Genomic DNA, 24,374 nt, shown 5'->3' with positions numbered 1-24,374 from the left:
TTATTAAGCTTCTTGATTTTCCCCATTGACTTTCTTTGCTTCTACCTCAACTTTACCATATTTGGAAGGGGAAACGCCAAAGTGTTCTCTAAAGCAACGACTAAAGTATCGTGGTGTACTAAAACCAACCGAGTAGGCAATTTCAGAAACATTCATTTCTTCATCATTGGTAAGTATCATGTCAGCAGCCTTTTTTAGTCTGGTCGATAGAATAAACTCATTAGGAGTTTGACCAGTTACACCTTTAATTTTTGAATAGAGTCTGGTTCTGCCAATGCCCATTTCTTTTGCAAATTCTTGTACATCAAATTCAGTGTTGTCCAAGTTTTGTTCAACGATTTCTTTTGCCAGTTTAAGTACCTTTTGATCGATTGAATTTGAGGTGATTTCTTTTACTTCTGCTTTTGGATCTTGTCTGAATTTTTGCTGAAGCAATACTCGGTTTTGTAAGAGATTTTTAATACGAGCCTTTAATATTTTGGTATTGAATGGTTTCGTTAAATAGTCATCAGCACCTGTTTCCAAGCCTTCAATTTTGTATTTGGTTGCTGATTTTGCTGTTAAAAGTATTATTGGAATGTGACTGGTTTGTACATTTCGTTTAAGTTTTGCGCACATTTCAGTACCGGTTAGATTTGGCATCATAATGTCAGATAAGATTAAATCAGGTTGATGTTCAATGGCTAATTTGATGCCTTCATTTCCATCCGAGGCGATTATAATATTGTACATTTTATCCAATAAATCGGACAACATTTTTTGAACCTCTGGGTTGTCTTCAACAATTAATAAGTTATGCGCTTGTTCTTGTATCTGATTTTCCTCGTCGATCTCTTCTTTTTTCTCTAATAAGAGTGTTTGCGAAACTTCCGAAGCGTCATCTATTACATTGCTTTCAGACATGAATTCGTCCTCTTCAAAATGGCGATTTCCTTTTTTTAGGCGAACAGTAAATTTTGTTCCTTTCCCTTCTTCGCTGTCAATAAAAATTTGACCGTCATGTAATTTTAAAATATTCTTGCATAAAGCAAGTCCAATACCACTGCCATGGCGGTTGGTTTTCCCTTCTAAATTATCAATCTGGTAATACTTGTCGAATATTTTTTTAGCTTGATCAGCAGGCATGCCTAAACCATTATCTTCTACTATAACATCAATGTGTTTTTGACTTTCAAGTGTACAAATGGAGATGGTACCAGTTTTATCTTTTACAAATTTAAAAGCATTAGAAATGATATTGTAAAAAACCTTTTCCAACTGTTTCTTATCAAACCAAAGGGATAAACTTAAGGAAGATATAAAATCTAATTTGATTTCATGATATTGTGCGTATTGCACAAAAGATTGGTTTATTTCGTTCAAGAAAACAGTCAAATCATTTTCACTCACTTTAAGTTTTATTTTACCGTGTTCCAACTTTCTGAAATCTAATAATTCAGTAATTAAATTGTTTAAACGTACTGCATTGTTGTGCGTTGTAATGAGTTTTTTATAGGTTGCAGGCCTTGTTTTACTATCTTCTAAAATGGATTCGATTGTTCCTGTAATCAGGGTTAAAGGAGTTCTGAATTCGTGAGAAATATTGGTAAAAAAATTTAGTTTGGATTGATTCAGTTCCTTTATTTGAGTCTTTTCTCTTTGCTCTAATTTAATGGTATGTTCCAATTTTAATCGAGATCGGTAAATGTGATTTAACCACCAGGAAACACCAACTACCAATAAGAAATAGGTGAGAAGTGCATACCAGGTTTTGTAAATTGGAGGGTTAATTTGAATCACCAGTTGCTTTTCATCAATAATTGTTTCTTCAACACCACTTAAGCCCCGAACGCGAAGTGTGTATTCTCCTGGATTTAGGTTGGTGTAGGTAATAGCAGTTTTATCTCCAGAATTTATCCAATCTGTATCAAAGCCCTCAAGTTGATATTGGTAGGTGTTCTGATTTGTTGAGATGTAGTTGCAGGCAGAGTAGTTTATCGTGAATACATTTTGTCCTGGCTTAAGGATCAATTTTTTGGTGTAGGGAAGGTCATTGCTTAAAATTTGAGTAAGATCACTAGGTTTTACTTCAGTATTATTAACACTTAGAGAGGTTAATATTAGTTTGAATTTATTGGAACGATTTAGCATTTCTTCTTCATTAAAAGATACTAAACCATTAATTCCACCTACAAAAATTTCTCCATCACTAGTAAGGTACAGAGCGTTTTTGTTAATCTCGTTAAGCGGAAAGCCATTTTGATGTGAATGGTTATAAAATCTGTTGTTTTCGATGTCAAAACGAGACAATCCTTTTGAACTGGAAATCCATAAATTGCCAAACCTAGACTCTTTAATTCCTTGAATAAAATCACTTGGCAAATTGTTTTTTGCCATATTGTAATTGATAAATTGGTCTTTTTCTCTATTGTATTGATCCAAACCTCCGCCATGTGTGCCAAACCAAAGACGAAACTGATGATCTTCAAAAATACAGGAAATATTACTTCCACTAATTGAAGTTAAGTCAGTTGGCGTTGATTGAAATTCTCGAATCTCACCAGATTTACTATCGTAAGAATAAAGACCCTGCTCTTCTGTTCCTATCCATAGAACACCAAAACTATCTTCTAATAAACAGTTAATTGATTTTTTATGTAGTTGAAATTTTTCATCTATTTTAAAAAAAGGCGAAAATTGATAGGTGATAGGATCAAATTTAATAATACCTCCTTTAGTGCCTAAAAGGAAAATATCCTTGTAGGAAACTACCTCATTAACAATGTTAGATAGAGGAGAGGTACCATTTTTATCACTGTTTATTGGATTTTTAAATCTTCCTGATTGGATATCTAAAATGCTAATTCCTCCCATGTGAGTACCTGTTAGGAGGGTGTATTTATCTATAAAGGCAAGGGCTCTTACATTGTTATGAGAAAGTCCAGATTGTCCTTCTTCATGGCGATAGTGTTTGAATGTATTGTGCTTGCGGTTGTAAAAGTCTATTCCTCCACCTTCGGTAGCAATCCAAAGATTTTTATTACTGTCTTCGATCATTTCACCAACAACATTAAAGCTAATTCCATAGCCATCATGTTCAATTACAGGATATTCTTGGTACAGCTGACAATCTTGATTAAAGTAGCTTATGCCTCCAAAGTAAGTTCCCAACCACATACTTCCTTGTTTGTCTCGTAATATTGAATAAATACTATTGTGAGACAGAGAGTTGTTGTCATTTTTATTATTCACATAATTGGAAATGGAATGCGTATCATTGTTTACGATACTTAAGCCAAGAAAAGTTCCAATCCAAATGTTACCATTAGGATCTTCACTAATATCACGAATTGTATTGTTTACAATAGATGATTTTTTTTCATTGTGAGTGAAATGAGCGATTTGTCTTCGTTGATTATTTAATAGGAAAACCCCATTTTCTGCAGTGCCAACCCAGACTTGCTTTTTAGAATCGGTGAAAATGCTTGTTGTATTGGTATTGAGTATTTTTTCGCTTAGCTTTTTATCTGGATTATAGGCAAATAACCCTTGGTCAGTTCCTATCCACAATATACCAGAACGATCAGGATATAAATTTTGAATTGTAAAATCTTCATTTAAAATGTTTTTCATTTTTTCAAATGAACGCTTCTCTTTGTTCAATGAGAAAAGACCATGATGAGTTCCTATAAGTATTTTATTGTTGAATTTTGCGATGGAAACTAGTTCTTTTTTTTGATATTGCTCGAATTCCAAATTGATGGTGTTAAGATAAGAAAGACCACTTTTTGAAATAATCCATAAATCATTTCCATCGGAAATGATTGAATTAATAAAATGTCCAAGTAGAGAAGTTGAATCACCTCTTATGGGTCTAAATGTTTTAATCTGTGTACCATCATAAACATTAAGTCCATCTCTGGTACCAATCCAAATTCTTCCTAAGCTGTCTTGCGTTAGGCAAGTAACGGAGTTTTGCGATAAACCATCATTCACATCCAAATAATCGAAGGAGATTTGCTGACTTTTTGCAGTAAAGAAAAAGAAAATCAAACCAACCAATAAGATCTTAGCTTTTACAGTCATACCGTTAATTAATTTGTTTTGGCAAAATTTAATGATACTGATTAGGACTTTGCTCATTTTAGAAAAACTGATGAATTGTTTTGATCTGATAATCAATTTCAAATTTAATAATAAGGATTAAAAGCCAATGCTTAATATCTGATTTTAGCCATTTAAATTTATCTCTAAACAACTTTTAAAATTGATCTTGATACAAGAATAGTTCTATGCTAAAAACGGTCTATAAACAATAGGTACAAAGTAAGTAGCTTATATAGTTAATGGGGTGTGAAAACGTTCACAAGAGGTATAAAATTGTACAGTCAATTGGTTTATTGAGATGTTATAGGCTTAAGGCAGTGTGCTTTTGTGGCGGTGTACAATATTAACCTTAATAAGAAGTATCCTGCTCAGTTGAGTATTTGAATTGATCTAGTTTTGTTTCAGAGATTAAAGATAATAGAAAGTCAATTATAAAATCAATAAAAGTTGATAATGAAACAACCCTTACATTATTTAGTTACAGGACTAATCGTTTTTTTTGCATTTAGTTGTCAAACGAAGCAAAGTACAAGAGAGTTTTGTGAAGAGAGTTTAGATTTTGCTTGTAAACAGACGGAATTGTTGAGAAAGGAATCAATTGAAGTAAATAGAATACCTAGGACACTTACAGCTACAGGTGATATGCATTGGGCAAAGCCTGGCTTCGATTGGACCGAAGGATTTTTTCCAGGTACTTGTTGGTATTTGTATGAATATACAAAAGCAAACCAATGGAAGGATAATGCAGAAGAGTTACAGTCCTTATATATTGACCATCGGTTTTTAACAACCAATCACGATTTGGGTTTTGTATTTAATTGTTCTTATGGGAACAATTTTAGAATAGATGGTGATAAGGATGCTAGGGATATCATGATTGATGCTGGTAATTCTTTAATGACAAGGTTTAATCCTGCAATTGGATGTATTCAATCCTGGAATGTTGATTCAGGTTGGCAAGCTAAACGTGGCTGGCAATACCCTGTAATTATCGATAACATGATGAATCTTGAATTGTTGTTTGAATTATCGAAAATAACAGGAGATGATAAGTATAAAAAAGCTGCAATTACACATGCTAATACCACAATGAAAAATCACTATCGTCCAGATGGTAGTTCTTATCATGTTGTGGATTATGACTCTGTTTCCGGAGTTGTAAGAAGCAGACAAACAGCACAAGGTTATGCACATGAGAGTGCATGGTCCAGAGGTCAAGCGTGGGGATTATATGGCTACACGATTTGTTACCGATATACTAGAGACAAAAAGTATCTTGACAAAGCGGAAGAAATCGCAAATTTTATTTTCACAGATGAAGGAATGCCAAAAGATTGTATTCCATATTGGGATTATGATGCTCCAAAGATTCCTTCAGAACCGAGAGATGTTTCAGCGGCTTCTGTTATTGCTTCGGCTTTAATCGAGTTAGATGGATATTCAACAAAAAATTATATGAAAGAAGCACAGTTCATTCTTAAGAATTTATCCTCTAAAGAGTATAGAGCCGAGCTAGGTGGTAATGGTAAATTTATTTTAAAACATAGTGTTGGAAGTATACCTCACAATGCAGAAATTGATGTTCCCTTGTGTTATGCTGATTATTACTATGTGGAAGCACTAATGAGATTGCTGAAAACGGAGAATGAAAAATTAGCGGCTTATTAAATTGTAATGATTAATGCTATATGGTGACATTAATATGTCACCTTTTATTGGAATTTAAGTGTCATCATTAAACAAGTTTCTTATTATTACTGACACTTTAAATAAGAGAAGAAGAATATTGAAAGGTACTAATTGCTAATATGCAAGAATAAGATTCTATAAGTTACAGTTAATATTGCATTAGGGAAGATATAATTAATTAATAATCAGGATCTAGTATGATATTGGAGTGTTTCGGAACGATTCTGCACATTGAAAGTTTGCCTTAAATCTATATTTGACATCATAAAGTCAAGTGGTAGTTAAAGGAAATTCGGAAAAGAAGAAAGTGACGACTTGTTATTCTCTTAATTAGTAAAAGAGATGATCTGTTTTGAATTTGCTTAACCAACTATCATGAATAAAACATTAAAAACTAATTTCTAATCTAATTTTATCTATTATGGTTAAAAAATGCACATATTGGAATAAGTATTTGTTAATGCTTGTTTCTATATTTTTTATATCCACAAGCTTGTTTGCCCAGTCAAAGCAAGTTAGCGGTCTAATTACAGGTCAAGATGGCGATCCTATTATCGGTGCATCTATTGTAATTAAAGGTACCTATACAGGAACCGTTACCGATTTTGATGGTAAGTATACCATTGGTGTTGAAGAAGAGAATGCATTTTTAGTTTACTCTTTCCTAGGAATGAAAACGATTGAAAGACCAGTAGCTGGTAAAACAATAATAAATGTAACAATGGAAAATGAAACCATTGGCATGGATGAAGTTGTTGTTGTTGGTTACGGTGTTCAGAAAAAAGCAGATTTAACAGGTTCTGTTTCTACCGTAAAAGGTGAAGATCTTAAACGTGCTCAGGCTCCGAACATCATGAATGCTATGGCAGGGAAAATGACAGGAGTACTTGCAGTGCAATCTTCAGGTCAGCCAGGTAAAGACTCTCCTAAGTTTTTTATTCGTGGACAAAGTACAACAGGAAATAGCGATGCATTAACAATTGTTGACGGTATTGAGCGTTCGTTTTCATCATTAGACCCAAATGATATTGAAAACATTACGATTCTGAAAGATGCTGCAGCTACAGCAGTATATGGTGCAAGAGCAGCGAATGGTGTTGTGTTAGTGACTACAAAACGAGGAAAAGAAGGAAAAGTATCTTTTAATTATTCTGGAAATTTCTCCTTACAAACACCAACCAAACGTCCTGAACTATTCAATAGTTATGAGTATGCAAAATATTATCGCGAAGCAGAAATCAATCAGAATGGTGGTGTAGTGCCTGCAGATCTTCGATTTACGGAAGATGATATTGAAAAGTACAAATTAGGTACTGATCCACATTATCCGAATACCAATTGGTACGACCAAGTTTTTGATGACTATGCCCCAATGCAAACGCATAACTTATCCGTTTCTGGTGGTACGGCTAAAACTAAATATTATTTCTCTTTTGGTGCATTGAATCAAAAAGGTCTTTCAAAAAGTTTGTCATACGATAGATATTCTATTCGATCTAATATTGATACAGAGATTACAGATAATTTATCTGTGTCCTTGAATTTATATGGCGAAATGAGAAAAACAGAGCAGCCTCCTTCAGGATTAAGTGGAGCTTTTGCTGATGTGCTTAGAGCACATCCAACCGTTGAACCATATGTTGGTGAAGGTTACGCACAAGCTGGAGAATTGGGCTATAATGGTTTCGGTGGTAGCCCAATCGGAATGGTTGATCAAGCTGGTTACAATACACTTGATAACGATCGTTTTGAAAGTTCGCTAACCGTTAATTATAAGATTCCTGGTGTTGAAGGTCTATCTGTAAAAGGATTGGCTTCTTTCGATAAGACATTTCAAAAGAACAGAACATTTAATACTCCTTACGATGTTTATTTCTACGATCAATCGACAGATGCTTGGGCTATTAAAGCAAATGATAAGGATACAAAAATTTCTTTATCAGATGAACGTAAAGAGTGGTTTGATAAAGTGTATCAATTTCATGTAAATTACGATAGAACTTTCGGCGATCATAAAATTGGTGGTGTTTTCGTTTTCGAGCGTGAAGAGAAAAATAGTTCTAAACTAAAAGGTGCTCGTACAGGATTTATATCATCAGCAGTTGATCAATTGTTTGCAGGTAATGTTGACTTGGTTGAAAATGATGGTTCATATGGAGAGAATGTTCGTGAAGGTTATGTAATGCGTGTTAATTACGGTTACAAAGGAAAATATTTATTCCAATTGAATGGGCGTTATGATGGTTCGTATATTTTTGAAAGAGAGAATCGATGGGGATTTTTCCCAGCAGCTTCGGTAGGTTGGAGAGTAAGTGAAGAGAGTTTTATGGATGATCTTGAGTTTTTGGATAACTTGAAGTTGAGAGCATCATATGGTCAGATTGGTAATGATCGTGTTGGAGCATTCCAATACCTAGATTTGATGAGCATTCAGAAAAGTCAATACTATTTAATTAATGGTATTCCTCAGAACCTGATTATTGATGGTGTTGTTGCTAACCCTAACATTACATGGGAGACAGCAACTAATTATGATCTTGGAGTTGATTTCTCTTTATGGAATGGCTTATTTTCTGGAGAACTTGGTGGTTTCTATAAACGTACTGAAGATATCTTGGTAGCTAGATCTAAATCAATACCTACAACTTTTGGTGGTAAATTACCAAAAGAGAATATGGGAATTGTTGATTTGAAAGGTGCTGAAGTTCTATTGAATTTCCATAAGCAAATTGGAGAAGTAGATTTTTCACTTTCTGGTAATGCAACCTATAGTAAAAGTGAAGTTATAAACATCGATGAAGCCGCAGATGTACCTGATGCAATCAAGCAAGAAGGTCGTCCATTCGGGCAAAAATATGGTTATAAATCTTCTGGTTTATTTAAAACACAGGAACAAATTGATACATGGACAATTGATCAGGATGGTCAAGGAAATGCTTCATTACGTCCAGGTGATATCATTTACCAGGATTTTAACGAAGATGGTGTAATTAATGGTGATGACCGTCAGCATATTGGTAAAAGTTCATTTCCAACTTTGGTTTATGGTTTAAATCTTTCAGCTAAATATCGCGCATTCGATATTAAATTAGACTTTCAAGGAGCTGGTGGACATGAGAAGACAATTGTGATAGATGCTTTCTTGAACGATAGAAATACACCAGATATCTTAGCCGATTCGTTTAGAGAAGGAAATGAGAATGCTAAATTTCCACGTATGGAGATAGGATTAAATCCAAATAATACTCAAACGTCTGACTTCTGGATTTATGATGCTTCTTATTTCAGATTAAAGAATTTACAAATTGGTTATAATCTGCCAAAGACTTTGTTGAATAAATTTAAAATCAACAGTGCACGTGTTAGCTTAAGTGGTACAAACTTATTAACCTTTAGTGCAATTGATTTTATGGACCCTGAAGCAAATTCAATTATTAGTTACCCTCAAATGAAAACATACACACTTGGGGTTAATGTTAGCTTTTAATCATTTGTAAAGAAATCATGCACAAATAAACTGTGCATGATTATCAAAGAACACATAAAATTAAAATGGAAAAAATGAGACGAATAAATATATACATAGCAATTATAGCAACAGTTTTCTTTGCAGGTTGTGATGATTATCTGGACAAAGAACCATTTGATAAGTTGGCCAATAATGTAATTATTGACAATGAAGATTATGCAACTTCCTATTTGTTACAGGCTTATAACTTTTTACCAATGGGCTATGGAGATAGAGGAACTGTAGGTCATGAAAATACAGGTAATGGTTGGTTTTTCAACTTCTCTACCTTGTGTGATGAGATGCGTAATAAGTCTGGTTGGATCAAATCTGAAAAAGTTTACGTTCCTGGGCTTTTAAATGCAACAAATAATCAAATTGATGCATGGGAGAAAAGATACAAAGCAATTCGTGTTTGTAATAACTTGATAGGAGCAATGGAAGAAGCTACTTTTGGTGAGGAAGCTGATCGCTCCTTAATTAGTGCTGAAGCTCGTTTTGTAAGAGCATTTCAATATTTCGATTTAACAAAGAAATATGGCAATGTACCATTGATAAAAGTTGCTCAAGGTATAAACGATGAAGATTTATTAGTGAGCCAAACTTCACAAAGTGAAATTTTTGATTTTATTTACAGCGAGTTGAATGCAATAATTGATATTCTTCCAGCGCATGCTGAAAATACTGCATTACATTATGGGCGTGCAACTAAAGAAGCTGCTTGGGCATTAAATGGTAGAGCTATGCTTTTTGCAGGACGTAATGCTGAAGCTGCTGCATTAAACCAGAATATTATAGATGCAGGTGTATTTTCTTTAGCTTCAGATTATGGTGCATATTTTGAATCTGACGGAGGATATCAATCAAGTCCAGAAACAATTTTTGAAATTATGTTTCAGGATCCTTTAAAAGTACATACTTATGCAGCAGATGCTGCTCCAGTTCGTTTTGGTGGAGGATCTCAATACAATCCTGTTCAAGAAATTGTTGATGAATATGAAATGGCGAATGGTTTAGCTATTACTGATCCTTTATCAGGATATGATGAGCAAAATCCATATGTTGGAAGAGACAAACGTTTTTACGAGTCTGTATTATATCATGGAGCATCTTATAAAGGTGATGTAATGGATATGTCATTTACATATAATGCTGAAAAAGAGAAGTATGATCCAACAGGTGGTGATGCAGTTCTAAAAACTGGACTGCACACAGCTTCAGGTTACTATTTGCGTAAATTTACTCATGAATCGGCGCCTGTAGAGGAAAGACCAAGTACGAACAGTTGGAAAACCTTCCGTTATGGAGAGATATTATTGAACTATGCTGAAGCTAAAAATGAAGTTGATGGTCCTACTGCTGAAGTTTATGCAGCCATTAACGAAGTTAGAGATCGTGCTGAAATGCCTGCGATTGCTGCTGGTCTTTCAAAAGAGGCTATGCGATCTGTAATCAGACATGAAAGACATATTGAATTGGCTTACGAAGGACAACGCTACTGGGATTTAATTCGTTGGAATAAATCTGAAGAGGTTTTGAACGATAAAAAATTCACAGGAATGAAGGTTTATGTTGATAAAGATTCAGGAAACCTTAGATATGAAAGATTTGTAATGAGAAATAAGAAGCAAGTGTTTTTACCTAAACATTACTTGTGGCCTATTCCTCAAAAGGAAATCGATAAAAATCCGAATTTAATTCAAAATACAGGATACTAAGAATATGACTAAAAAGAGAGTCCAGAGGTTAACTCTGGACTTTTTTTTACGTCAAAAAGTTTAGCTTTGATAATGTTGAAATAATTTAGAATCATGAAAAAACAAAATCAATTTTCGATTAGAATAGTGCTGATGTCTGTATTATCAATTTTGCTAATTGATAATGCTATTGCCCAAACAATAGGAAAGAACTTTATCGTTATTGAAGCGGAGAATACGACATCTGAACTTGGTTTGTGGAAGCTTATTACACCAACGGATAGTACTTATTTTAGTCTAGAAGGAGAAGTTGCTCCTGTGAATGAAACGCATTTAGAGTTTACAGGTAACGATCACAATGGAGGAGAAGCCAATTCGCCTTTGGAGTACAGGTTTACTTGTCCTAAAACGGGAGAGTATCGTATGGTGATGAGAATGCACCAACGTTTGTTAGGCTTGGCAGAGGACAAATGCAACGATGTTTATGTGCGATTAGCAGGTGAATTTACTTCTGCATCAAAAGCGTTTACTACCGATGATTTAAAACAAGATATGAAGTTTTATGGTCGTGGAACAGATACTTGGGGTGTTTGCTATAAAGGTGAAGGTGGAGAGCACCATAAACGAGAAGCCATCATGTACAATTTGAAGAAAGGACAGGAGTATGTTTTCACCATGTCGGGGCGCGCGCAACGAACCAATATTGATTACATTTTGTTTTTCGAAACAAGTATTCCCTTAATCGTTAAGTCTTTTGTTGATTTGGCGACAAATAACGATGAAAAATATCGTCCTCAGGCATTAAAGAAAATGGTAATTAATGCAGTTGATTTCAATAAATTTTCTCGAATTGAGGGATTTGAAAGTGCTTTGATAGATAAAAAGAAGCAGGCGGAGATTCTAAGTGTAAAGGTTCCATTGGCAACTGCTGCGGCTCAAACTGTTTACAAAGGAAAATCAGGTAAGGCAGTATTTAAAATCAATACCATGCTCGAAATAGATGGAGAACCTAAATATACCTTAAAAGTGAATGGAAAAGAAGTTGGTTGTGTTGTTAATGATCGAATTTATGGCAGTTCTATTGCAGATTATACCATTCAAAATCATGTGCTGAATAGGGTGGCAATACCTATTGAAAAGGGAGATTTATTGCAGGTTGAATTTACGAATGCAACGAATGGATTTATACCTGAAGGAGAGTCTACAGCAACAGCTCGTGCTCGATGGGTAAGTCTTGAAATTTGTACAATGAAATAAGAAATTTTCAGAATAAGTTTCTTCATAAAAAATCTCGTTACAACTTGTAACGAGATTTTTTTGTTTATGCCATATCAATTCGGATAGCATTATTTGTTCAGTCGTAGTTTTAACTGTGTTTCATAAAGAGAAGGTAAATTCATATTCTGATTTAATCCTTCAACATAAATCCATTCATCGTTACGATCTTCTGTTTTGTGCTCTATCGAAAGTTCTTTATTTGGGTTATGGATACCTACCATGATGCTACGCAGATACTGCTTGTGGCAATCAATATGGAATTCATTGTTAAAGCGTTTGGCATCTCTCCAAATCCAAGAATAGAAAAGCTCATTGAAGTCATCATCATTAAAGCTAGCCAATTGTAATCCCCAAAAAGTATTGTATTCACCTGCATGAGGAATGTTTGTTGTAGCACCGCCACCGCCTAATTTTGTAAGGTTTGAAATGTTCTCATACAAATTGTACATCGGAGGGCAAAAGTCAGGGCCGCCAATTCCATGTAAATCGATAGGAGAAGGATGAGCTAATTGTATGTTACGGTATACATTTCCGAAGCTTGCACCTTCTAAACCCGGGCCGTGAGTATAAAGAGCATTAATTGTAATGTCTTGAACCAAGTTATCGTTCGAATGATACATTTTTGGTCCGTAATGCCCATTTAATCCAGACATGCTGATGTTGCTTATCGTTACATTTCTGCTGTTTACTAAATGTGTGTTTTGCGTGTAATTGTTGATATCGATATTTCGAACCCAAGCATGAGATACTCGATGCATACAAATGGCTCCCCAGCCGTAATCGTGTTCTCGTGTTTTGTGATGGCCGTATCCGCCTTTGTAGGCACAATCAAAACGGAAGTTCTCAATGCCAATATTTCTGAGCATTGGCATAATCGCAACTCTTGCGTTAAATTTGGTTTTAATATCTCTTCTAGATGGCTGTTTCAGAAGCACTTCTTTGTTGTTAATCACCTTATCTATTTCCACAGACCATTGGAATGAAGATTTGCGATCACGACCTGCATTTATATAACTGGTTTGAAAAGGATCGTATTCCAATGGATCCATTAAATTTTTCATCAAATCACCATCATCAGTAGTATTACTCATGGCAATTAAAAGTATGTTTCCGCTTTTTAAACCATCTGTTTTTTCTAATTGTAAAATAGCTTCACCTTTTAGTAAATCGGCCGTGAGTTGAGCAAAAACCGGTTCTTCGTCTATGCTGTAAAAGCGATCGGTTCCAAATAGGTTTAAACCAGTATGAAACACAAAAGGAGATAGCCAAGGGCTATTGTTTGCCGCTTGTGTTGTTGCACTTCCGCTGAATATGGTTGTTCCTGTAGAATTACTTCCAGAGCCGCGCATTACGATATTGCTGTAGTTGATTCGGATAATATCAAGTTTCGTTGTATCCATATTTACATGGAAAGTACCCGGTGGGAAAAATACGATTCCTCCCTGATTTGCTCCGGCTGCATCTATAGCTGCTTGTATGCTTTTTGTGTCGTCGATATTATCATTTGGAATTGCACCGTATTCACTAACATCAAAAACTATTGCATCGCTGTTTGGAATTTCTTTTTCACCATACTCATATCCAGCGTAGGAGAAATCAGGAAGAATGCTTTTTGAGCCATTTTGGATGAAATCTTGTAAGATTTTAGGCTGTTTGTCTTGCTCACTATTTTGGCAAGAGCTTCCTAAAATTATCAAAGTAAAAAGAATAAATAGATTGCGCATAAACAGATATTATAGGGTTAAATATAGAAACAAAAAGTTCTGATAAGTTGGACTCATCAGAACTTGAAGTTATTTTTAGTCTTTTTGTTGAATGAAAATGGCATCAGCTTCTCCATACCAAGGAGAAATAAAATGTTGTTTTTTGGTAATGCTAAATTCTTTGGAATACTCTCCAGTTAACGTATTGAACCATTTGCATTTGATTGGCTTCGAATTTTGCTTAAAAATAAACTCTGTGCGATACCAATAAGTTTCTTTAGGTACATAGTACAAATAATTGTCTTTGCTTTTTTCCTTTAAACAAAAACCAGCTTGATTATGTGCCGGATCGGGCTCGTAATTGGTAAATTCGTACTCCGACATGAGGTCCGTCATGTGCTTAAAATATTCAAATTTAGGTTTGTAAAATGATGCATCTTGTTCGAAAGGGTTCCAAATAATTGCATTCCACGATGTTCCTTGCCAATAATAAGTGGAGTAAACACCAGCAAAAAGACATTCGTAATTTCGACGTAAACATGCTTCCGCATTGATATAACTTCCCGAAAAAACAACGTATGGTGATTCTTCATACCCGCCATGCTCAATATTGAAAACTGGTTTGTCTGTATATTTGTTGTGATCATCAAGCATATTTCTGTAAAGTAAATGCGTCCAATCTTGACGAGAGATGTAATCAACATCTTTAGCATTACGCTGACAGAATTTGTAATCGTGAACGGTCACCAAACGATCAAAGGTATTGGCTTCTCTCAATCTGTTAATACGTTCCAAAATATACTCATCATCTGCTCGTCCATAGAAAAGGGCTTCTTTTGATACATCCCACATAATGTTAGGAAAGGCTCCGTAACGCTTCACAACATAGTCGTAATACATGTTGTCAGCATCAGTATTCATATCAGGCCAGTTTACATCCTTATTCCAAACGTAAATCATTAAATGTGAGATGATTTCCTTCTCATTCATCAAATCGATTGTTCGGTCTAATTTCTTGAAGAAATCTACATTTAGTGCTGAGAAATCAGGCTTGTTATTATTCCCTAAAAAAGGAAAGATATCTTTAGGAGCACCAAATTCATGCTCTGGGTGTTCTTTTAAAAGAGGATCTTTTCCCCATTTCCAATGAACATCGTACGAGTAGACATTCATCACCACCTGATTCATTCCATTTTCTTTAACCAAATTTAAAAGATGATCTGTTTTTGGTAATTCTTTTTCGTTGTGATAGTCCAAGGCAAACAACCAATCACATTCAAATGCCATTAAAAAGTAAGGAGTTCCATCTTCGTAATAAAAATGTTGAGGATCTTCCTTCGGAATTACAATTCCACCTTTTTTTGCTTCGGCTAATTCATTAGCTATACTTAGTGTACCTTTTTTGTTATTCAATGTTTTGATGTCAGAAGAAGTGGTGTATTTCCATTTTCCAGCTTCCGACGCAGAAAATCGTAGCAACCATTCTTTGTTGCCATTATAAAAACCAGCTACTTTTTGTTCTTTTCCACTTGGAGAAGTGAAAACAGCATAAAAATCTGTTGTGAAAGGATTTTTCGATTTTGCAGTAAAAACAATATCTAAAACTTCCCATTTTTTAATTTCAACCATTTTTCTTGAAGAAAATGGAGTCGATTTTATTTTTGCATTGGCAACTGTTACTGATAATAGTAAAAGTAGTAAGAGTAGGTTTTTAAACTTAGCAGTCATTGTTTTGTTTTTATTATTAGCTACTTGATTATATAAATAGTTCAAAATTATTCTTCTTTCGCTACTTGATGGTGTACAAACGTTTTGCATAGGTGCAATAAAGTACAACTGAATTTTATTGTACCTAATGGATACAATTATATACAGTGTGTTTTGATGGTTTAGAGCATATTGCACTTAAAAGATTCGCAGGAATAATAAATCATTTAATAGATAGACAGATGAATAAAGTATTATTAGTAATAATGATTTTGGTTTTTTCTTTTGGAGTACAAGCTCAGTCGCCAATGTGGCAAGGAAAAGGACGAATTGTTATCAGTTCAGATGGTAATGAACACGATCATGATGATTGGGCAGCAACACCGCTAACTTTAGCTATGTTGGCAGCAAGAGGATTGCAAGATAAACTGGTTTTATATACGTATAGTGACCATATTTGGTGGAGTAACTTAGCGCATCCATCATCTCCGGAAGGATTGAATGCATATGAACACATGCGAGAAAGTGCATTGGGAGCAAAAAAGAGATTTGGTTTTAAGAAAACTAAATTTTTGTGCGCTGTAGATAATCCAGGGAAAGCTTACAAAGCAATGACGAAGGCAATTAATGCATCATCCATTGATGATCCTTTGTTTATTATTGCAGCGGGGCCAATGCAAGTTGTTGGAGAAGCTATAAATCGTGCCAAAGCAGAAAAACGTCAATTTGTAACGGTACTTTCTCATTCGTTTTGGAACAATAGACATTCGGATAAGATTAACAAAGGAGAGCCAGAACATACGGGCTGGACTTTTAAAGAAATGATTGCTGAATTTGGTAGTGAAGAAGGAGGCAATGTGAAATTTATTAAGATTCTAGATCAGAATAAAGGGAAAGATTACCTTGGTTTAAATTGTCCTAAAAAATATTACGATTGGATGAAAAATTCGCAAGCTCGTAATGATAAATTCTATAAGTCAGGAGCATGGGATTGGATGTATTCTCGATTGATAACTTGCACTAAAAATAAGAGTAAGCATTACGATCCATCAGATGCTGGAATGGCCATTTATTTTCTTACTGGAGTGGAGAAAACAAATCCTAATATGATTAAAGATATATTGGAGAATCCAATTCAGAAAGATTAATATTCATAGAGAATATTATTTGATTCATTTATGGCGATTTGTCAAAGGTTTTTTATTTTAAAAATATAGGCAGATCGCTTTTTTTATAGGGTAAGATTGGTTTTGTATGAGGTGAATTTTACTCAAGTAACACAAAGGCAGAATGAAACAATTGAATTGTTCTTTCTTAATCAGAAGGCGGTATTTACTAGCGTAAATGATAATGCCTTCATTAGCGAACGATTTAACCCCTATATAATGGGTTTTTTAACCCTTCGAATCATCATTTGTTAGGTAAATTTGTACTTAACTCAATTAATAAGACTACTAAAATCAAAAAAATAAAAATGAATCTATTTACTAAAAGAAATTTGTTTTATGTGTTGATTTCTGTCCTGCTATTTTCTGTATGCAAAAATAATGTGCAAAAGACAAAGGACAATTCAGAAAAACCTAATGTTGTTGTGATCTATCTCGATGATTTAGGATATGGCGATGTTGGTGTTTACGGAGCGAAAGGATTAGAAACCCCAAACATTGATGCGCTTGCTAAAGGTGGTGTTCAGTTTACAAATGGATATGCTACTTCGGCAACATGTACACCTAGTAGATATGGATTATTAACAGGCGTATATCCTTGGAGAAATAAGGATGCTAAAATTCTCCCAGGAACTGCACCCTTGCTAATTGGAACGGAACAAATGACCATTCCAAAAATGATGAAAGCCGAAGGTTATCAAACTGCAGTTGTTGGTAAATGGCATTTAGGATTAGGATCTGGGGTTAATGATTGGAACAAGCAGATAACTCCTGGTCCAAACGAAGTAGGGTTCGACTATGCTTACATTATGGCAGCGACCCAAGATCGTGTTCCTACTGTTTATATCGATAATGGTTTTGTTGATGGATTAGATCCTAAGGATCCGATTGAAATTAACTACGCTGAGAATTTTGAAGGACAACCAACAGGAAAAGATAATCCTGAGTTGTTGAGAATGGAATGGCATCATGGTCATAACAGCAGTATTGTAAATGGAATTCCACGTATTGGTTATATGAAAGGTGGAGAATCTGCTAAGTGGGTTGATGAGGATATGGCTGATCACTTTTTGGCAAAAGCTCAAAAGTATGTGAAAGAGCATAAAGAGAAACCATTCTTTTTGTACTACGCAATGCAACAACCACATGTGCCTCGTACTCCAAACCAACGTTTTGTTGGAAAGTCGAGTTTAGGACCTAGAGGAGATGTTATTGTTGAAGCAGACTGGTGCTTAGGTGAGTTTATGAGAACATTAAAAGAAGAAGGAATTTTAGATAATACGCTAATTATTTTTTCTAGTGATAATGGTCCTGTATTAAATGATGGATATTATGATGATGCCGTTGAGAAATTAGGAGATCATAAACCGGCAGGAGCCTTAAGAGGAGGAAAGTACAGCTTATTTGAAGCAGGTGTTCGTGTTCCTTTCATTACTTATTGGAAAGGTATAATTCAACCTAAAGTTTCCGATGCATTGGTTTGTCAAGTCGATCTATTTACTTCTATCGCCAAATTAGTTGGAAGTGATCTTACTGTGAATGATAGTGAAGAGATTCTTGAAGCATTTATGGGGACCAAGGAGCAAGGACGTGAGGATTTAGTTATAGAAGCAACAACCAGAACTGCATACAGAAAAGGAGATTGGTTAATGATTCCTCCATACAAGGGAGATAAAGTTCTAGATGAAGTGAATATTGAGATTGGTAATTCTGATGAATTTCAGCTTTACAATTTGAAAGAAGATATAGGCCAGCAGAAAAATTTAGCAGCATCTAAACCTGATAAATTAAAAGAAATGTTGACTGGCTTTGAAGCGATTCGTGGTATAGACTACAAAAATGTAGAAGCCGTAGAATTAAAATAATATAATTGTGATGTTTGTTGATGTTAGTTTGAAATTGGTGTGGCTAAGGCTGCACTTTTTTTTAAAGAACAAGCTGCGAAAAAAAAAGCTTATCGAATGGTGTCGATAAGCTTTTGTAATTTATAAATGGTTGCCGATTTGAGTTTATTTGTTGCTTGATTCTCTTTCAATTAAATTAACGGGTAAAACTATTGTTTCTTGTGTATTCCCTATTTTGTTATTTATAATATTAAGAAGAAGTTCCGTGGCTTTTACGCCGACATCAAAACCAGATTGTTCAACAGTTGTTAATGATGGAGATAGAAATTCAGAGAAAGGCTCATTACTGAATCCGACTACGGCTAAATCTTCGGGAATCCTAATTCCTTTTTCTTTAGCATAGAGTATAATGCTTAAGGCAGTTGTATCATTGGCAGCAAAGATTGCATCAGGAGGATTAGAAGATTCAAGTAACCTTTTAGCACATGCCATGCCATCTTCCCTGCTAAGCGGACTTTCAATAATCTGGTCTTCATTGATTTGGATATTGTGCTTTCGCATTGCTTTAAGATAGCCTTGAAGTCGGTTGATGTATAGGTTTAGGTGTTGTGGGCCACTGATGTGTGCAATACGTTTGCATCCTTTTGATATTAGATGTTCAGCAGCTAGAAATCCACCTTTAAAGTCATCGACTACCACCTTATTAGTTTCCAATTCATCACACACTCTGTCAAAAAATACCAAAGGGATATTTCTGTTTGTAAAAGTTTTATAGTGATCGTAATTGTTTGTTTTTAAGGCAATAGATGAGATGACACCATCGACTCGCGATGCAAATAGAGTTTGAACACAGTCTGCTTCTCGTTCTTCCTGATCGTTTGATTGGCAGATAATAACATTATAACCTTTTTCTCGTGCATATTCTTCGATACCAGTGATCGCAGAAGAGAAGAAGTAGCGACTGATGCGCGGAATGATCACACCAATGGTTTTTGTGCAATTGGTGCGCAAATTTGAAGCTAAAGCATTGGGTTGATACCCTAACTTTTTAGCCATCTCACGAACAGCCTTCTTTGTCTTTTCGCTAATGCGTGAATTATCGTTTAAAGCCCTGGAGACAGTAGATCCAGAAGTGTTTAATGCTTTGGCTATATCGTGAATTGTAATGTTATTTTCCTTCTTCATTCTTGTTGTAACGGTAATAAAATCCATTACAAAGATGCAACTATTTTTTATAAATAGGACAAAAATTGAAAATAAAAGGTAATCGATTGCGCGGAATGAATTTAAATAAATATCAAATTTTAATCCTATCAATTAAGCTTGTGTTTGTTGATTTTAGCGGCTTGTGTCTAACTTGGATCAACAAGATTATTTGAATTGAAAAAGAAAAATTAGACAATCGATTGCACAATTCAATTGCATTTTATTTCTTTGTGTCGATCAAGAAGTGAAAATGAAATATTCTTGGGATATCAGATTATTTAAATTAATAAAAATAGATAGCAATGAGCCTAAATTACGAAGAGAGATATGCTACTCATCCAGCAGATGCAAAGAATTACGATACGAATCGTTTAAGAGATGAGTATTTGGTGCAGAATATCATGGAAGAGGGAAATCTTAATCTAACCTATTCTCAATACGATAGATTGATTGTAGGAGGTGTTGTACCAACAGATAAGGCTTTAAATCTGGAAACAATTGATCCTCTAAAAGCAGAATTCTTTCTTGAAAGAAGAGAACTTGGTGTTGTAAATGTTGGTGGGAAAGGTAGCGTAAGTGTTGATGGTGAGGTGTACGAATTAGAATACAAAGAAGCACTATACGTAGGAAAAGGAAAAAAAGAAATTGTGTTTAATAGCTCGGATGCTTCTGCTCCAGCACATTTTTATTTGAATTCAGCCCCGGCTCATGAGATATTCCCGACGGTAAAAATTAGCCGTGAGGATGCTATTGTGATTGAATTAGGTGAAGCTAAAAATTCAAATCGTAGAACACTTAATAAGCTTATTGTATCTGATACTATTAAAACAAATCAGTTACAGATGGGAATGACAGAACTGCATTCAGGAAGTGTTTGGAATACAATGCCAGCGCATACACACAGCAGAAGAATGGAAGCTTATTTTTATTTCGAAGTGCCAGGCGATCAGGCAATTTGCCATTTTATGGGAGACCCTAAGGAGACTCGCCATATTTGGATGGCCAATGAAGAAGCTGTTTTTTCTCCAACCTGGTCGATTCATTCGGCAGCAGGAACAAGCAACTATACCTTTATTTGGGGTATGGGTGGTGAGAATTTGGACTATGGAGATATGGATATTTGCCAGGCCAATGATTTGCGTTAAGCAGTTGTTTTATAGATGTTAATTGTAAGTTTTTAAAAAGAAATAGATATGATTCTTGATTCGTTTAAGTTAGATGGAAAAGTTGCTTTAGTTACCGGAGCAACACATGGTATTGGAATGGCAATAGCAACAGCATTGGCAGAGGCTGGTGCGCAAATTGTTGTGAACGATATTTCCAAAAAAAACCTTGATAGAGGTATTGCTGATTACGCAAAAAAAGGAATTGATTGTAAAGGATATATTTTCGATGTAACAGATGAAACTGGCGTAATTGCCGGTGTTGATAAGATAGAGAAAGAAGTTGGACCAATTGGTATTTTGGTGAATAATGCGGGTATCATCAAACGTGTTCCAATGCAGGATATGGAAGTGAAAGATTACCGCCAGGTGATTGATATCGATTTAGTAGGTCCTTTTATTATGGGGAAATATGTTGGTCGTAAAATGATCGAGCGACGCGAGGGTAAAATCATCAACATTTGCTCAATGATGAGTGAATTAGGACGTAATGATGTTTGTGCCTATGCTTCAGCAAAAGGCGGTTTGAAAATGTTGACAAAGAATATGGCAACAGAGTGGGCTAAATTTGGTATTCAAACTAATGGTATTGGACCAGGTTATTTTGCAACATCTCAAACAGAAGCGATTCGTGTTGATGGACACCCATTCAATGAATTTATTATTAATAGAACGCCTGCCGCTCGCTGGGGCAATCCGGAAGATTTAGCTGGTACTGCTGTATTCCTTGCATCCAGGGCATCAGATTTTGTTAATGGACACGTCGTTTACGTTGATGGAGGTATTTTAGCTACTATCGGTAAACCTTCGAATGAAGAATAGTTAGTGTGAAGGAAGAAGGAATAAAAAGAGCAGTAGGTGTGAATAGCTGGGGAGTTAATCTATGTTCTTTTTATTCCTCTTTTTACATCAAATAAGTCTGTGTTTCAAGATCTAAAATACTTTGTATGATAAAATATAGTTTTGTTGTTGCTGTAATGGCTACCGTATTAAGTGCATGTAGTACATCAACTTTTCTTGAGTTAACGAACGAAATGGAGCAAGCGAGAAAAGATGCACCAGTAGTTTTAACTAGAGCAGAAGTAAAGAAATTAGTTGGAGAGATACCAACTGCAAAATTACCAGTTGTAACCGATGAAGCAGGAAACACAATTGCAAGTCAGCTTGATGATTTAGATCGTGATGGAAACTGGGATGAAATGGCTTTCGTTTGTGATTTTACTGCAAATGAGGTGAAGAAATTTAAGGTGAATTTTATTGAAGCTGATAAAGCACCAAAATTTACCATGCGTACAAATGTTCGCTTAGGAATTGGAAACAAAGAAGATGGATTTAAAGGAGTTGATCAGGCAGTATCACCAAAGGGTTTTGTTGGAATTCCCTTGAGTTATCAGGCTGAAAGTGTAAGTTGGGAAACTGACAAAATGGGATTTAGAGACTATTTTGATTGTAGAAATGCAAAAGACCTTTTTGGAAAGTTAACGCCTGAAATGATCATGGATAAAATCGGCACCCATGAAAGTGGGAGCTATCATGAGCTTTCTGATTGGGGAATGGATGTACTCCACGTTGGACCTTCTCTTGGTTCTGGTGGTTTAGCCATGTTTCATAATGATTCATTGTATCGTTTAGGATCTACAGATAAATTTGAATTTCAATTGATTACGAGAGGTCCGGTTCGCTCAATATTCGAATTAAAATCTTCGGGTTGGCATGTTGATGGGAAAACTTTAAATGCAGTAGAAACCATAACAGTTTGGGCAGGTAAATATTGGTTTCAAAGCGATGTGCTTGTAAGTGGCTTGAGCGATGAGACGGAGTTGGCTACTGGAATTGTAACAAGTTATTTAAAAGAGAAAAAGCCTTTTTCTTTTACCGCAAACAAAGAATTTACTGCTGTTGCAACTCATGATGTACAATCAATGAATAACGACTATTTGGGAATGGGAATTCTGCTTCCTGCAGATAGTAAAATGAGAACAGGTGATGCTCCTTTGTTGAGTAAGAAAAGAGTGAAAGGATCTCGTTACAATATGCCGGTTGGTGAAACTCATTTTGTAACCCAAAAAATCAAGAATAATCAATCTGCTCGACACTACTTTTTTGCTGCATGGGAAGTTGAGAATAAAGACTGGAGCAAGCAAACGAATTTCGAGGGCTTAATGAAATCACAATCTGAAGAGTTGAGTTTGCCCATTAGAGTGACAGTAAAGTAAGAATTGTTTCAATAAATTATAAAGAAAGATAAGTGATGAGTAATAAGGTAGTTACTTTTGGAGAAATCATGTTGCGTTTGGCGACACCAGGATATGAGAGATTTTCGCAGGCATCAGAATTTAAAGCCACCTTTGGTGGTGGAGAAGCAAATGTTGCAGTATCACTAGCAAATTATGGAATAGAATCGAATTTTGTAACTCGACTGCCTAAAAATGATATTGCTCGTGCTTGCGAAATGGATCTTAAGAAATATGGCGTAAAAACCGAGGATATTATATACGGTGGTGATCGTTTGGGTATTTACTTTTTGGAAACAGGAGCCGTTAGTCGTGGTTCTAAAGTTGTATACGATCGAGCTCATTCTGCCATTTCCGAAATTGAATTGGGAATGATCGACTGGAACAAAGTTTTTGAAGGAGCTAATTGGTTCCACTGGACTGGAATTACACCAGCTATTTCTCAGGGAGCAGCAGATGTTTGCCTTGAGGCAATTAAAGCGGCAAATGAAAGAGGGATTACCGTTTCTTGTGACTTAAATTATCGTAAAAACCTTTGGAATTACGGAAAAACAGCTGGAGAAATTATGCCTGCATTAGTTGCTGGTACTGATATTGTTTTGGGTAATGAGGAAGATGCAGAGAAAGTCTTAGGTGTTAAGCCCAAAGGTGTTGATGTGACAGGTGGTCGTGTTGATGCTGACGCATACCTTTCCGTTTCGAAACAAATCATGAAGCAATATCCTCGTTGTAAGAAAGTAATTACAACTTTAAGAGGTTCTATTAATGCCAATCATAATTCATGGTCAGGTGTTTTATATGATGGGAAAGAGTTGTTTAAGGCAAGTAATACCTATCAAATTACCGATATTGTTGACCGTGTTGGTGGTGGCGATTCATTTATGGGAGGATTGGTTTATGGACTACTAACCTGGCCTGAAAATGATCAAAAAGCCTTGAATTTTGCCGTTGCAGCATCTTGTTTAAAGCATACCATTTATGGAGACTACAATCAAGTTTCGGTTGAAGAGGTTGAGAAATTAATGAACGGTGACGCTTCTGGAAGAGTAGCACGATAAATGAATTATAAATGATGAATTAATAATTATGAATT

Annotated in this window: 14 protein-coding genes; 10 read left to right on the top strand and 4 right to left on the bottom strand. The window is 35.2% G+C overall.

What is annotated here, in order from left to right:
• Positions 1-3: 3 nt before the first annotated feature.
• A complete protein-coding gene (locus tag L3049_RS03615; protein WP_275108424.1) occupies positions 4-4,065 on the bottom strand; it encodes a hybrid sensor histidine kinase/response regulator transcription factor in 4,062 nt (1,353 codons plus the stop codon).
• A gap of 474 nt (positions 4,066-4,539) precedes the next feature.
• Here L3049_RS03615 and L3049_RS03610 point away from each other — a divergent pair, with 474 nt between their 5' ends.
• The 4 genes from L3049_RS03610 (at position 4,540) to L3049_RS03595 (ending at position 12,237) form a co-directional block, all read left to right on the top strand.
• Positions 4,540-5,754, top strand: coding sequence for a glycoside hydrolase family 88 protein (locus L3049_RS03610; protein WP_275108423.1), 1,215 nt, complete (start codon positions 4,540-4,542; stop codon positions 5,752-5,754).
• A gap of 481 nt (positions 5,755-6,235) precedes the next feature.
• Complete coding sequence (locus tag L3049_RS03605) at positions 6,236-9,262, top strand: SusC/RagA family TonB-linked outer membrane protein (RefSeq protein WP_275108422.1); 3,027 nt, start codon at positions 6,236-6,238, stop codon at positions 9,260-9,262.
• A gap of 74 nt (positions 9,263-9,336) precedes the next feature.
• The gene (locus tag L3049_RS03600; protein WP_275108421.1) at positions 9,337-11,001 is read left to right on the top strand and encodes a RagB/SusD family nutrient uptake outer membrane protein; all 1,665 of its coding nucleotides are present in this window, start codon (positions 9,337-9,339) and stop codon (positions 10,999-11,001) included.
• A 132-nt stretch (positions 11,002-11,133) separates the two neighbouring features.
• Complete coding sequence (locus tag L3049_RS03595) at positions 11,134-12,237, top strand: hypothetical protein (RefSeq protein ID WP_275108420.1); 1,104 nt, start codon at positions 11,134-11,136, stop codon at positions 12,235-12,237.
• 89 nt (positions 12,238-12,326) lie between these two features.
• Here L3049_RS03595 and L3049_RS03590 read toward each other — a convergent pair whose 3' ends face one another.
• Both L3049_RS03590 and L3049_RS03585 read right to left on the bottom strand, forming a co-directional pair.
• Complete coding sequence (locus L3049_RS03590; protein WP_275108419.1) at positions 12,327-13,982, bottom strand: glycosyl hydrolase family 28-related protein; 1,656 nt, start codon at positions 13,980-13,982, stop codon at positions 12,327-12,329.
• Positions 13,983-14,057: 75 nt separating this feature from the next.
• Positions 14,058-15,689, bottom strand: coding sequence for a DUF5060 domain-containing protein (locus L3049_RS03585; RefSeq protein ID WP_275108418.1), 1,632 nt, complete (start codon positions 15,687-15,689; stop codon positions 14,058-14,060).
• 221 nt (positions 15,690-15,910) lie between these two features.
• Here L3049_RS03585 and L3049_RS03580 point away from each other — a divergent pair, with 221 nt between their 5' ends.
• Both L3049_RS03580 and L3049_RS03575 read left to right on the top strand, forming a co-directional pair.
• The gene (locus L3049_RS03580) at positions 15,911-16,816 is read left to right on the top strand and encodes a hypothetical protein (RefSeq protein ID WP_275108417.1); all 906 of its coding nucleotides are present in this window, start codon (positions 15,911-15,913) and stop codon (positions 16,814-16,816) included.
• Between the two features lie 326 nt (positions 16,817-17,142).
• On the top strand, positions 17,143-18,699 hold the full coding sequence (locus tag L3049_RS03575) for a sulfatase family protein (protein WP_275108416.1): 1,557 nt from the start codon (positions 17,143-17,145) through the stop codon (positions 18,697-18,699).
• Between the two features lie 144 nt (positions 18,700-18,843).
• On the opposite strand, the gene L3049_RS03570 is transcribed toward L3049_RS03575, so the two are convergent.
• A complete protein-coding gene (locus L3049_RS03570; protein ID WP_275108415.1) occupies positions 18,844-19,863 on the bottom strand; it encodes a LacI family DNA-binding transcriptional regulator in 1,020 nt (339 codons plus the stop codon).
• A 323-nt stretch (positions 19,864-20,186) separates the two neighbouring features.
• Between L3049_RS03570 and kduI the strand changes: the two genes are divergently transcribed.
• The 4 genes from kduI (at position 20,187) to L3049_RS03550 (ending at position 24,339) form a co-directional block, all read left to right on the top strand.
• The gene (gene kduI / locus L3049_RS03565; protein WP_275108414.1) at positions 20,187-21,029 is read left to right on the top strand and encodes a 5-dehydro-4-deoxy-D-glucuronate isomerase; all 843 of its coding nucleotides are present in this window, start codon (positions 20,187-20,189) and stop codon (positions 21,027-21,029) included.
• A gap of 48 nt (positions 21,030-21,077) precedes the next feature.
• Positions 21,078-21,869, top strand: a complete 792-nt coding sequence (locus tag L3049_RS03560) for a gluconate 5-dehydrogenase (protein WP_275108413.1) — start codon at positions 21,078-21,080, stop codon at positions 21,867-21,869.
• Positions 21,870-21,994: 125 nt separating this feature from the next.
• Positions 21,995-23,263: a DUF4861 domain-containing protein gene (locus L3049_RS03555; RefSeq protein WP_275108412.1), complete on the top strand. Its 1,269-nt coding sequence runs from the start codon at positions 21,995-21,997 to the stop codon at positions 23,261-23,263.
• A 35-nt stretch (positions 23,264-23,298) separates the two neighbouring features.
• Entirely contained in the window at positions 23,299-24,339 is a 1,041-nt protein-coding gene (locus L3049_RS03550; protein WP_275108411.1) for a sugar kinase, read from the top strand.
• Positions 24,340-24,374: the final 35 nt, after the last annotated feature.

This window comes from Labilibaculum sp. DW002 (genome assembly GCF_029029525.1).
Lineage (GTDB): Bacteria > Bacteroidota > Bacteroidia > Bacteroidales > Marinifilaceae > Paralabilibaculum > Paralabilibaculum antarcticum.
This window is presented reverse-complemented; position numbering and strand designations above follow the sequence as displayed.